The 12841-nt window shown below is 64.7% G+C and carries 12 protein-coding genes; 1 reads left to right on the top strand and 11 read right to left on the bottom strand.

The annotated features are described in order from the left end of the window. Position 1: 1 nt before the first annotated feature. Positions 2 to 1102: a pyridoxal-phosphate dependent enzyme gene (locus CEY09_RS06510; RefSeq protein ID WP_088587987.1), complete on the top strand. Its 1101-nt coding sequence runs from the start codon at positions 2 to 4 to the stop codon at positions 1100 to 1102. A 20-nt stretch (positions 1103 to 1122) separates the two neighbouring features. Here CEY09_RS06510 and CEY09_RS06505 read toward each other — a convergent pair whose 3' ends face one another. From CEY09_RS06505 to fabF, 11 genes are all read right to left on the bottom strand, one after another. After that, positions 1123 to 2031: a LysR family transcriptional regulator gene (locus tag CEY09_RS06505; protein ID WP_088587986.1), complete on the bottom strand. Its 909-nt coding sequence runs from the start codon at positions 2029 to 2031 to the stop codon at positions 1123 to 1125. 18 nt (positions 2032 to 2049) lie between these two features. Then, a complete protein-coding gene (recO, locus tag CEY09_RS06500) occupies positions 2050 to 2637 on the bottom strand; it encodes a DNA repair protein RecO (protein ID WP_006223837.1) in 588 nt (195 codons plus the stop codon). Beyond that, entirely contained in the window at positions 2630 to 3520 is an 891-nt protein-coding gene (era, locus tag CEY09_RS06495; protein WP_006223836.1) for a GTPase Era, read from the bottom strand. Before era ends, recO begins: the two co-directional genes overlap by 8 nt. Continuing rightward, entirely contained in the window at positions 3517 to 4278 is a 762-nt protein-coding gene (rnc, locus tag CEY09_RS06490) for a ribonuclease III (RefSeq protein WP_035212790.1), read from the bottom strand. The genes era and rnc overlap by 4 nt, the downstream gene beginning before the upstream one ends. A gap of 2 nt (positions 4279 to 4280) precedes the next feature. Further along, complete coding sequence (gene lepB, locus CEY09_RS06485) at positions 4281 to 5165, bottom strand: signal peptidase I (protein ID WP_006223834.1); 885 nt, start codon at positions 5163 to 5165, stop codon at positions 4281 to 4283. A 23-nt stretch (positions 5166 to 5188) separates the two neighbouring features. Beyond that, on the bottom strand, positions 5189 to 6982 hold the full coding sequence (lepA, locus tag CEY09_RS06480; protein WP_006223833.1) for a translation elongation factor 4: 1794 nt from the start codon (positions 6980 to 6982) through the stop codon (positions 5189 to 5191). Positions 6983 to 7224: 242 nt separating this feature from the next. Beyond that, entirely contained in the window at positions 7225 to 8643 is a 1419-nt protein-coding gene (locus tag CEY09_RS06475; RefSeq protein ID WP_377785525.1) for a DegQ family serine endoprotease, read from the bottom strand. 107 nt (positions 8644 to 8750) lie between these two features. After that, the gene (locus CEY09_RS06470) at positions 8751 to 9830 is read right to left on the bottom strand and encodes a MucB/RseB C-terminal domain-containing protein (RefSeq protein ID WP_088587984.1); all 1080 of its coding nucleotides are present in this window, start codon (positions 9828 to 9830) and stop codon (positions 8751 to 8753) included. Further along, entirely contained in the window at positions 9830 to 10336 is a 507-nt protein-coding gene (locus tag CEY09_RS06465) for a sigma-E factor negative regulatory protein (protein ID WP_088587983.1), read from the bottom strand. The genes CEY09_RS06470 and CEY09_RS06465 overlap by 1 nt, the downstream gene beginning before the upstream one ends. A 12-nt stretch (positions 10337 to 10348) precedes the next feature. Further along, the gene (rpoE, locus tag CEY09_RS06460; protein WP_006223829.1) at positions 10349 to 10948 is read right to left on the bottom strand and encodes an RNA polymerase sigma factor RpoE; all 600 of its coding nucleotides are present in this window, start codon (positions 10946 to 10948) and stop codon (positions 10349 to 10351) included. Positions 10949 to 11440: 492 nt separating this feature from the next. After that, positions 11441 to 12670 carry a beta-ketoacyl-ACP synthase II gene (gene fabF / locus CEY09_RS06450; protein WP_006223827.1) on the bottom strand — a complete coding sequence of 410 codons (1230 nt, stop codon included), beginning with the start codon at positions 12668 to 12670 and terminating at the stop codon, positions 11441 to 11443. Positions 12671 to 12841 lie beyond the last annotated feature (171 nt).

The following is a 12841-nucleotide window of genomic DNA, read 5'->3' as shown; positions in this document are numbered from 1 at the left end:
CATGCTGATGAACCCGCGATTGTCCACCCTGCGTTGCATCCGCTGCGCCAGCCTCTGGTCGCCCGACGACTATCCCGAAGGCTGCCCAAGCTGCCTGGCAACGGGCCATCCCGCCACCCTGGAGTGTTGCTACGACCCCGTTGACGAGGACCGCGCCATCCCCCTGCCCGTGCTGGCGCCCATCACGTTGGGTGAAGGCGGCACGCCGACCCTGGAAGCCATGGACCTGGCGCGTGCGGAAGGCGTCGGCCAGCTTTGGCTCAAATGCGAAAGCGCCAATCCCACCGGCAGTCACAAGGACCGCATGGCGGCCCAGTTGGTGTCACGCGCCCGCCTGGCGGGCGCGACCCGCGTGGCGGCGGCTTCCAGCGGCAACGCCGGCGTTTCGCTGGCCGCCTATTGCGCGGCAGCCGGCTTGCAGGCCGATATCGCCATTACCCGCAACTGCCCGCCCCTGCAGCGCGAGGCCATGCAGCGCTTCGGCGCCAAGCTCAGCGCCTTCGAGGACAGCCTGGCCCGCTGGCCGTACGTGTCGGACCTGTGCCGCAACCACGGCGCATTCGCGGGCACTAACTACCTGAATCCCCCGGTCGGCACGCACCCCTACGGCGTGGAAGGCTACAAGCCGATCGCCCAGGAGATCCTGGACGCCTGCGGCGCGCCCACCGATATCATCGTGCCCACCGCGCGTGGCGACTTGCTGTGGGGAATCTTCCTGGGCTGGCAGCACCTGCTGAACAGCGGACGCATCTCGCGCCTGCCGCGCCTGCACGCGGTCGAGCCCTACGCCCGGCTGTCGCGCGCCCGCGCCGAAGGCGATGCGCGCGGCCAGTGGGAGGGCATAACGGACCAGTACTCCATTGCGGGCGGCACGTGCACGCTGCAATCGCTGGAAGCCCTGTCCCGCTCGGGCGGCACGCCGGCAGAGGTCTCGGACGCCGCCGCAGCCCAGGCGCAGCAACGGCTTGAACGCCGAGGAATCAGCACCGAACTGTCTTCGGCGGCTGCGCTGGCGGCGGTGTCCCGGCTCAGGCGCTCGGGCGTGCTGGATGCGGAATCGTCGGTAGTGCTGATGGTGACGTCGGACGGGCGCCGCGGCTGAGGCCGGCCCGGGCCTGGGCGCTAGACGCCGAAGCGGTCGACCAGCGGGGCCAGCGCGCCGCGCAGACAGGTCGCCCAGAATTTGCCCGCCTCGGACAAAGGCCGGCTGCCATGCAGGATCATGTGGCATTCGAAATGCACGGGGGCCGTCAGCGGCCGATAGCACAGGCCCGCGGCCTCCATGCCCACTGCCGTCGCGGGGTTGGCGATGCCCACGCCATGCCCAGCCAGCGCCAGCTGGCAGACGGTACTGGAGTACGGGGTTTCAATCGCCACCCGCAAGCTCAGCCCCGCCTGGCGCAACAAGGAATCCAGCCGCTTGCGCGAGCCGTCTTCCGCGTTCAGGGCAATCACGTCCAGATCGGCCAGATGCGGAAAATCCACGCGCGCCAGGCGCGCCAGCCCATGCGCCGCCGGAAAGACGGCAACCGCCCGCAAGCTGGCCAGCCGGTGGCCGCGCAGCCCTTCCAGCTCCGACTCGTCGGCCACCACGGCCAAGTCGAGCTCGCCCGACACCACCATGTCGCGCAAGGTATTGGAATCGCGGATCTGCAGATACAACGGGGTATCGGGGTAGCGCGTGCGAAAGCGCGAGATCGCATCGCTGACGACGGCGCCGCTGTAGGCATGGATGCAGCCGATGCGCAGCCTGGGCTGGGCCGCCCCACGGATCGCGCGGATCTTGCGTCCCAGGCTTTCCAGGCCGACATTCAAACGCCGAATTTCCTCGTATAGCAGCGTGGCTTCCGGCGTGCGTTGCATGCGTTGTCGCACCCGCTCGAACAGCCGCAGCTCGATGCTGGCTTCAAGCGCCGCCAAGGTGGCGCTGACCGTCGCGGGCGACACGTCCAGCCGCCGGGCGGCGGCGGTGACGCTTTCCGTCTCGTAGACGGTGCGAAAGGTTTCGACCTGCTTTAGCGTGAAGGTCATGATCGGGGCGCCGTGCGCTCAGATACGTTGGAGATCCATCAGTACGCGGCGCGTGGACAACGGGCGGCCAGCCAGAATTTCGGCCAGGCGCTCGCGCAAATCGCGGCGCAGCGCGGGCTCAATCACGGGGTCTTCGAAGTCGGGCGCGTCTTCGTCCACGCCATAGCCGGTTTCGCGCAACAAGGTCCATTCGAACCGGCGCAGCGCACCCGCGGCACGGGTTCCGTTGGACAGTTGCTGCAGCGCCACGTCGTAGGCATCGAACAGTAAGGGGTGGGCATCCTCGCGCGGCAGCAGGCGCAGAAGCAGCTCGTTCATGTACCAGGCCGACATCAAGGCCGTGCCCGTCAGCGGACGGATGCCGGCGATCTCGGCGCGGGTCAGTGTCTTGACCTCGCCATTGCCGGTCCAGGACAGCAGCAAGGGCTGGAAGGCCGACAACACGGGACGCAGAACGGAATACGGGCGCTTGGCGCCCTTGGCGACCATGGCCACACAGCCATGATCGCGAGAGAACGTCTGAACAATAAGGGAAGTCTCACGCCACGCGGTGGCGTGCAGCATAAACCCCGGGCGATCCTGGACGCGAGGCGCCCGTCTACTCATAGCCCAGATCGCGGAGCGCACTCTCGCGGTCGGACCAGCCCTTGCGCACCTTGATGTAGACCTCAAGGTGCACGGGCTTGTCCAGCAGCTTGGCGATGTCCTGCCGCGCCTCCGTGGCAATACGCTTCATGTGCATGCCGCCCGTGCCCAGCAAGATGGGCTTGTGGCTGTCGCGTTCGACCACGACGCAAGCGTTAATGCTGGCGCCCTTGCTGGTCTCTTCCCATTGCTCGATGACGACGGTACAGCCGTAAGGCAGTTCGTCGCCCACCAGGCGGAAGATCTTCTCGCGCACCAGTTCGGCGGCGATGAAGCGCATGGGGCGGTCGGTCAGCGTGTCTTCTTCGAACATCGCCTCGCCTTCCGGCAGGCGGGCCGCGATCTCTTGCAGCAGCTGATCCAGCTGCTGGTTCTTGGTGGCGCTGACGGGCACCACGGCGCCGAACGGATGCAGCGCCATGATCTTGGCCACGAAGGCAAACAGGTCGTCGCGGTTCTTCAGCGCGTCGATCTTGGAGACGACGAGGATGGTGCGCTCGGGGTTGGGCAACAGCGGCAGCAGCTTGGCGTCGCCTTCCGACCATTTACCGGCTTCCACCACATGCACCACCACGTCGACATCGGCCAGCGCCTGCGTCACGACGCGGTTCATCATGCGGTTCATCGCGCCGCCATGGCGCGTCTGGAAACCCGGGGTATCGACAAACACGAACTGCTCGTGCTCGCGCGTCAGCACGCCATGGATGCGATGGCGCGTGGTCTGCGCCTTGCGCGACACGATGGAGATCTTGGAACCGATCAGGGCGTTCGTCAGCGTGGACTTGCCCACATTGGGGCGGCCAACGATGGCAACGAAGCCGGTACGAAAAGGGGTATCGCTCATTTAGTCTCTTGAGCCACTGCCACGGGCAGCGACAATTGCGCGGTTTTGCGCGCCTTGCCCGACTTGCGGGCAGCCTTGGTCGCCGGGCTGATGGCCAACGCGGCCTCCAACGCCAGCTTGGCCGCCGATTGCTCGGCGGCGCGGCGGCTGGCGCCGGGCGCCATAACCTTGATCTCGAGCGCCGGGATGGCACACTCGACTTCGAACTGCTGGCTGTGGGCCGCGCCATGCGTCGCCACCACCGTGTACAACGGCAGCGCCAGCTTGCGGCCTTGCAGGAATTCCTGCAGCAAGGTCTTGGCGTCCTTGCCCAGCGTCTTGGGGTCGACCGAGGCCAGTACCGGCTGGTACTGGCGCACGATCACGCGACGGGCGGCATCAAATCCCGCGTCCAGGAAGACGGCGCCGAACAGCGCCTCGACCGTGTCCGCAAGAATGGATGGCCGGCGGAATCCGCCGCTCTTCAATTCACCTTCGCCCAGGCGCAGGTATTGCGACAGTTCCAGGCGCTGCGCGATATCCGCCAACGAAGCCTGCTTGACCAGATTGGCCCGCAGTCGCGACAGATCGCCTTCATCGATTTTGGAATACCGCTCGAACAGCATGGCCGCAACGACGAAGTTCAGCACGGAATCCCCAAGGAATTCCAATCGCTCGTTATGGCGCGCACCATGACTGCGATGCGTCAGTGCCTGTTCAAGCAAGGCTGGATCACCGAAGTGGTGATCCAGGCGGTTTTCTAGCGTGGCTAGCGACATAATCAGTTGAACCGGCCAATGCGGCTGAGATCGCTGAAATTCATCCAGATGAAGAACGCGCGTCCGACGATATTGGATTCAGGTACGAAGCCCCAGTATCGGCTGTCTGCGCTGTTGTCCCGATTATCGCCCATGGCGAAATAACTGCCTTCAGGTACTTTGCAGCGTACCCCATTGCGGCTGTATTGGCAGTTTTCCCGGTTGGGAAATTTCCACATCGGCGAATAATCCTGCGGTTTGTTCTCATCAAGCAGGATTTTGTGCTCAACGTCGCCCAACTTCTCTTTATATTGTGCGATATACGAGACACGGTCCGGCTCAAAATAGTCGCCGTCGCGTACATGCGGCACCAATTCACCGTTCACGTACAGTTTTTTGTCCAGGTAGGCGATCTCGTCGCCCGGCAGGCCGACCACGCGCTTGATGTAGTCCACGTCCGGATCCACCGGGTAGCGGAACACGAAAACGTCACCGCGCTGGGGCTTGCCGACTTCGACGACCTTTTTGTCGATCACGGGCAGGCGCAAGCCGTAGCTGAACTTGTTCACCAGGATCAGGTCGCCGGACTGCAGCGTGGGCAGCATCGAACCCGACGGAATCCGGAACGGCTCCACCACGAACGAACGCAGCATGAAGACGAACAGGATGACGGGAAAGAAGCTGACGGCGTACTCGATCCACCACGGCACGCGCCGCGCGGCATCACCGGCTTCGCGGCGCAGGCGTTCGGCTTCCTGAGCGTCTCCGACCAGGGCCGCGTCGTACTGCGCCATTGCCGCTTGCGCGCGGGCTTCGCGACCCCGTCGCAGCACCGCCAGATCAAGCACCCAGATAATGCCGGTCAGGACCAGCAGAACAAACAGGATCAGGGCAAAGTTCCAACTCATCAGCTAACCGCCTTCTTTTGGTTCTACTTGTCTTCCACTTGCAGGATGGCCAGGAACGCCTCCTGCGGAATTTCCACGCTACCCACCTGCTTCATGCGCTTCTTGCCGGCCTTCTGCTTTTCCAGCAGCTTCTTCTTGCGCGAGATGTCGCCGCCGTAGCACTTGGCCAGCACGTTCTTGCGCAATGCCTTCACGTTTTCACGCGCGATGATTTCCGCGCCAATGGCAGCCTGGATGACCACGTCAAACATCTGGCGCGGGATCAGTCCGCGCATGCGGGTCACGACGTCGCGGGCGCGATGGCGCGCATTGCTGCGGTGGACAATCACGGCCAGCGCGTCCACGCGGTCGTTGTTGATCAGCAGGTCCACGCGCACCACGTCCGCCGAGCGGTACTCCAGGAACTCGTAGTCCATCGAGGCATAGCCGCGCGACACCGACTTCAGCTTGTCGAAGAAGTCCAGCACGATCTCGGCCAGCGGAATCTCGTACACCAGGTGGACCTGACGGCCGTGATAGCTCATGTTGACCTGCGAGCCGCGCTTGTTGTTGCACAGCGTCATGACCGGACCGACATAGTCCTGCGGCATGAAGAGCGTGACCTTCACGATGGGCTCGCGGATATCCTGGATCTTGCCCACTTCGGGCATGCGCGACGGGCTTTCCACGGTGATCACGGATCCATCGCGCTGCTCGACTTCATACACCACCGACGGCGCGGTGGTGATGATGTCCATGTCGAATTCGCGCTCCAGGCGTTCCTGCACGATTTCCATGTGCAAGAGACCCAGGAAGCCGCAGCGGAAGCCGAAGCCCAGCGCCTGCGAGACTTCTGGTTCGAACATCAGCGCCGCGTCGTTCAGCTTCAACTTGTCGAGCGAATCGCGCAGCTGGTCGTATTCGGAGCTTTCCACCGGATACAGGCCGGCGAACACCTGCGGCTTGACTTCCTTGAAGCCGGGCAGCGCGCTGGCGGCGGGCTTGTTGGCCAGCGTGACCGTATCGCCCACCTTGGCGTCTTCCAGCTGCTTGATGCCGGCGATGATGAAGCCCACCTCGCCCGCCGACAGATGCGGACGCTGCTGCGACTTCGGCGTGAACACGCCGGTCTGCTCGCACAAGTGGGTGGCGCCGGAGGCCATCAGCAGGATCTTGTCCTTGGGCTTGAGCACGCCGTTGATGATGCGCACCAGCATGACGACGCCCACGTAGTTGTCGAACCACGAGTCGATGATCAGCGCTTGCAGCGGCGCGTCGGGATCGCCCTTGGGTGCCGGCACGCGGGCCACGATGGTTTCCAGGATCTCGTCGATGCCCATGCCCGTCTTGGCGCTGGCCAGCACGGCCTCGGACGCGTCGATGCCGATCACGTCTTCGACTTCCTGGCGCGCACCGTCCGGATCGGCCTGCGGCAGATCCATCTTGTTCAGCACCGGCACCACTTCCACGCCCAGTTCGATGGCGGTGTAGCAGTTGGCGACCGTCTGGGCTTCCACGCCCTGGGAGGCATCCACCACCAGCAGCGCGCCTTCGCACGCCGACAGCGAGCGGCTGACTTCATACGAGAAGTCCACGTGCCCCGGAGTGTCGATCAGGTTCAGGTTGTAGGTCTTGCCGTCCTTCGCCTTGTAATGCAGGGCGGCGGTCTGGGCCTTGATGGTGATGCCGCGCTCGCGTTCGATTTCCATGGAATCGAGCACCTGCGCCGACATTTCGCGATCCGCCAATCCACCGCAGCGTTGGATCAGGCGATCGGCCAGGGTCGATTTGCCATGATCGATGTGGGCAATGATGGAGAAGTTGCGAATATGCTGCATGCTTGAAATTATAAGGGACGGAACACTCGGCACATGGCCGGAAGACACCGCCGCCGGAGTACGCACGGCTGACGTGAGGGGTGCTGCGGGCCGCCGGTAGGCTGCTGGTCGGCCAATAACCCGGGCAAAAACGAGGGGGCGCCAGGCGCCCCCTCTTGCGGCAACCAGCCATTTTAGCCGGTCTTGGGGTTTTTTTTCTGCCGCCGGGCCGCCCCGGGGCAAAAAGCACCCCACTCAGGGCTTTACTTCGAGGCCGGAACCGCCACCCACTGCGTCTGATCGCCGCGGCGAACCAGCAAACCTGCGGCGCGGGCCTTGTCCAGCTTGCCCACCAGTTCGGCGAATTGCTTGGCGCCGGTGACGTCAGTGTCGTTCAAGGCCAACACAATGTCACCTTCCTGCAGGCCCGCCTTGGCGGCCGCGCCTTCGGCGACCTTCACCTGGACGCCGCCCTTGATGCGCAGCTTCTTCTGCACGTCGGCGGGCACATCCACCACGCCCAGGCCCAGCGCGTTGGTGACTTCAGGCGCCGGGGCCGGCTTCTTGCCCGCCGCCGCGGCCTTCTCGGTCGGGATTTCACCGACCTTGACCGACAACGTCAGGCTCTTGCCCTTGCGCCACACTTCCATGTCGGCGCGCGTGCCCGGCTTGGTTTCGCCCACGATGCGCGGCAGGTCGGACCAGCGCTTGATCGGTTCGTTGTTGAACTTCAGGATCACGTCGCCCGGCTGGACGCCCGCCTGCTCGGCAGGGCCTTCGGCTTCCACGCTGCTGACCAGCGCGCCTTCGGCCCTGGGCAGGCCGATGGCTTCGGCCACGTCCTTGCCCACTTCGCCGATCTGCACGCCGACACGGCCGCGGGTCACCTTGCCCGTGGCGCGCAACTGGTCCACCACCCGCATCGCTTCGTCGATCGGGATAGCGAGCGAAATACCCATGAAGCCGCCGCTGCGCGAAATGATCTGGGAGTTGATGCCCACGACTTCGCCATCCAGGTTGATCAGCGGGCCGCCCGAGTTGCCGGGGTTCACGGCCACGTCGGTCTGGATGAACGGCAGGTATTCACCCGTATCACGGCCAATCGCGCTGACGATGCCGGAGGTCACGGTGGAATCCAGGCCGAACGGCGAACCAATGGCCAGCACCCACTGCCCTTTCTTCAGCTTCTTGGGGTCGCCGATGACCAGCGGGATCATTTCCTTGGCTTCGATCTTGATCAGCGCAACGTCCGTGCGCTCGTCCGTGCCGATGACCTTGGCCTTGAACTCTCGGCCGTCGGTCAGCGTGACGTAGATGTCCGTCGCGTCGACCACCACGTGGTTGTTGGTCAGGATGTAGCCGTCATCCGAAATGAAGAAGCCCGAGCCCACGCCACGCGGCACGGTGCGCTCTTCAGGCTGCGAAGGCTGCGGGCGCTGACGCGGGTTCGGGGACTGGCCGCCCGGGCCCGGAGGCTGGAAGTCTGGGCCGAAAAACCAGCGGAACAATTCGTAGGGGTCGCCGCCGCCGCCACCCGGGCCGGGGCCACGCACCGGCACGGTAGCCGTAGTGCGGATGTTCACGACCGCAGGGTCGGCCTTTTCAACAATGCCCGTGAAGTCGGGCAGCGCGACGGTGGGCGTCTGCGCCACCGAAGCGGGGACATACGCGGCGGACATCATCACGCTTGCCGCCACAACCGTCAGAAAGCGCCGGAAATAAGCGTTCGACACCGTCATTGCTTTCATAAGTTACTCCGAAATTGCTGCTAGCCGCCCCGAGGCATGGATCACTTGGACCCGGCCGTCCCGGGTGCCGGCGCTGCTGCCGCAGGTGCGGCGGGCACATACTCTGTCGCTTCCGCCAGTTGCTCCAGCGTCCCCACGGGCACCTCGCCCACGGCCGTCAGCCAGAAGTCCGCAATGCGCGTTCCGTAGACGGTAATCGACCCGCGCTGCGCGGCGCCATGCGGGGGATGATGCCCGCGCTGGCTGTCATAGGGCTCGATGAAGACCGAGATGGCCGCCAGGCCGTCGGACAACACCATCTGGCTCACCGTTGCGCCGCGCCCCATCGAGCGCGCCACTTGCATGATCACCTTGAAGCCCTTGGGCGCCGGGATGCGCCACCCCTGGGCCGACAGGTCCACGGGCGCCATCGTCGGCTCAAGCACCTTCCAGTCGCGCGTGCTCCAGCGCGACGTCAGCAATTGGGGATCGACTTCGGAGCCCAGTCGCAGCGACGTGAACGACACCTGCTCGACGACGCCGCGGGCGGCGTTCAAGGTCTGGGCCTTCAGCAGCAGATTGGTTTCCACGTCGGCGCACAGGCGGTAGCCGTAACGCAGCTTGTCCAGGGGTTCGATCGTGATCAGCCGGCATTCGCGGCCCGCCACCCGATGCAGCGCGGGTTCGGTGCTGATCTTGTAGTGCTCGGCCAGATTCGCCGGATCTCCCAGCAGCAAGCCCGGGAAACGGTCGCCGCGGCGACGCTCGACCAGCACGGTCTTGCGCTCGGGAATCAGGCACTGCACGTCTTCGTTGTGCCGCAGATATTCGCGCGGTTGGCCATCAAGGATTTCCAGCCGTTCGCGCTCGCCCGTGCCGTCCAGGACGTGCACCAGGCGCGAAGACTGGATCATCTCGCCCTGCTGATACATGAAGACGCCTGCGTAATCCTGCTTGCGCGCGGCCTGCTGGATGCGCGACAGCAACTGGACCACGTCGTCCGTTGCCGGCACAGGGTCTGCGGCGCGCGCAGGTTCGTGCGCGGCAAGGAAAGCGGTCAGAAGCGTGGCGGCGAACCAGCCAGCGCGATGCGCGTGCCAGGAAGCAGCGCGCGGCCAACGTGTCGGTAACACCAGTGCCATCAACGCCCCGCTCCGACGTCGAACGAGACTTGGCGCACCGCGCTGGGGCCGGCCATCTGGCGATGGGCCTCCAGGTAGTCGCGCAAGCCCGCATCATCGGCGGAGGCAGGCGTGCCGCTGGCGTCGGCCAGCACGCGGACTTCGGTCGCCGGCGTGCCCGTCACGTAGGGCTGGGCCACCCAGGCGACGGTCGCCACGGCGGCGGCCACGGCCAGGCCCGACAGCCCGTAGCGCAACGGCGAACGGCGCCGGGGCGCCGCCACGATCGGCAGTTCGGCGTCCAGCGCGCGCGCCAGTCGGGACTGGAAGGCGGCGCTGGGCGTCAATGCCAGATCGGCATTACGGAGGGAATCACCGATCAAATGATAGGTGTCCCAGGTCTGACGTCCTTCCTTGGACAACAGACTGGGAAGAATATCGTCGGAATCTTCTCCGTCCATCCAGGCGGAAACCGATTCCTCCCAGGAGGATTCGGCGATTTCAACGGACTTGGCTGCGGTTTGCATGACTGCCACTCCTTACCAGCGACGCTCGGCATCGGTGCCAAGCAATGGACGCAATTTGGTCGCGATGGCCTCGCGCGCACGAAAAATGCGGGAGCGCACCGTACCGATCGGGCAATCCATGCTCTGGGCGATGTCTTCGTAACTCATACCTTCGATTTCACGCAGGACAATTGCGGTGCGCAACTCTTCGGGCAATTCCTCGATGGCCGCGTTCACCGTCTCGGCGATTTCGCGGCTGGCAACCATGGACTCCGGCGTGCTTATATCGGTTAGGTTGTCGGTTTCGTTAAAAGTTTCACCGTCTTCCGTTTCTATCGCATTTGGCGCGCTGGGCCGGCGGCCCTGCGAGGCCAGCCAGTTACGCGCCGTATTGATGGCGATACGATACAACCAGGTGTAGAACGCGCTCTCGCCCCGGAATTGCGGCAGGGCCCGGTAGGCCTTGATGAAGGCCTCCTGAGCCACGTCCTCGATTTCCGAGGGGTCGCGGATCATCCGGGCCAGCAGGCGCAGGATCTTGCGCTGGTATTTCAGCACCAGCAGATCAAAGGCCTTCTTGTCGCCCCGTTGAACGCGCGCGACCAGCTCGGCGTCGACTTCGCGCTCGCTCATGACGCCTCCTGCAGGCGTGCCGCCGGCTGTGCGCGCCGTGCCGTGCCCGTCAGCAGGCAAAGGCGCCGCCAGGACTCAGGTCGCAACGTCCGCTGCCAGACGGTGAGGGTGATTGTGCTATTGGTGAAGGCCGTACTCCCGGTGGGCAATGGCTGCAAAGTGAGCGTCAGCCAGCGGGGACCGCGTTGCTGGCTCAGCAGCACCGCGTCTTGCCAGCCTTGCGACTGGCATACCTGCCAGCGGCCAGCCCCGGTCGCCGTGCGTATTGCCGATACCGGGGACAGGCTACTCCGTGCCGAGTGTAACAGCCCGGCCGGCACAAGCAGCAGCGCGATCACCGCGCCCGCCGCCCATGCCATGCCGCCCCAGGACGCCGCCGTCAGCGCGCACGCCGTGGCCACGGCGATCGCCAGGCCGCCAAGCGCGCGGACGCCGGGCGGCTGCCCGGCAGGCACCTGAAACGACCAGCGCCCTGCGTCCGAGCCTTCCAAATCAGACCCGGCGAACGGCCATAGAGCCGTTGGTGCCGCCGAAGCCGAACGAATTGGACAGGCCCACTTCGATCTTCATCTGCCGCGCTTCGTTCGCGCAGTAATCCAGATCACATTCGGGATCTTGATTGAAGATGTTGATCGTGGGAGGCGAGACCTGGTTGTACACGGCCAGGGTGGTGAACACCGCCTCGATGCCGCCGGCCGCGCCGAGCAAGTGCCCGGTCATGGACTTGGTCGAGTTGACCACCAGCTTCTTGGCGTGATCGCCGAACGCCAGCTTCAGCGCATCGGTTTCGTTCTTGTCGCCCAGGGGCGTGGACGTACCGTGGGCGTTGACATACTGGATGTCATCCGCGTTCAGGCCGCCGTTGCGCAGCGCATTGAGCACGCCGCGGCGCGGGCCGTCCTTGTCGGGGGCCGTAATGTGATGCGCGTCCGAGCTCATGCCATAGCCTGCGAGTTCGCCATAGATGCGCGCGCCGCGCTTCTTGGCATGCTCGTATTCTTCCAGCACGAGAACGCCGGCGCCCTCGCCCAGCACGAAGCCGTCGCGGTCGCGGTCCCAGGGACGCGAAGCCGTCTGAGGATCATCGTTGCGGGTCGACAAGGCGCGCATGGCGGCAAAACCGCCGATGCCCAGCGGGGACACGGTCGATTCGGCGCCGCCGGCAACCATGACGTCCGCATCGCCGTATTCGATCAGGCGCGCTGCGTCGCCGATGCAATGCAGGCCGGTGGTGCAGGCCGAGACGACGGCGTAGCTGGGGCCCTTCATGCCGTAGGCAATGGACAAATGACCGGAGATCAGGTTGATCAGCGAACCCGGCACGAAGAACGGCGAGATCCGTCGCGGACCCTTGGCCAGATATTCGACCTGGGTTTCCTCGATGCGCGGCAAACCGCCGATACCGGAGCCCACGATCACGCCGATGCGCTCGGCATTGGCTTCGGTGACTTCCAGGCCACTATCGCGCCATGCCTGCATCCCGGCAGCCAGGCCGTAATGGATAAACGTATCCATCTGGCGGGCTTCTTTGGACGAGACATAGGTGCTGATGTCGAAGTCTTTGACTTCGCCAGCAATGTGCGTGGTGATGGCCGAGGGATCGAAACGGGTGATGCGGCTGATGCCAGAACGTCCGTTGACGATATTGTCCCAAGCGGTGGTCAGGTCGTTCCCTACGGGGGAAACGATACCAAGGCCGGTGATGACGACACGTCGCTTCACGGATGACTCCTCAAACAGACAAAAGAAAGGCGGTTTTCGGGATGCGCTGCGCGTGTGGCCCACGCGAAAGCGGGTCGGGCATTACTACGCCCTTCCCGCACGCGGACCACACGGCAAATTCCTGAAACCGCCCCGTTTCCCGGTTGGCCCCGACAGTCGGGCAACCGGAAG

The sequence above is a fragment of the Achromobacter marplatensis genome (assembly GCF_002209535.1).
GTDB lineage: Bacteria > Pseudomonadota > Gammaproteobacteria > Burkholderiales > Burkholderiaceae_B > Achromobacter > Achromobacter marplatensis.
This window is presented reverse-complemented; position numbering and strand designations above follow the sequence as displayed.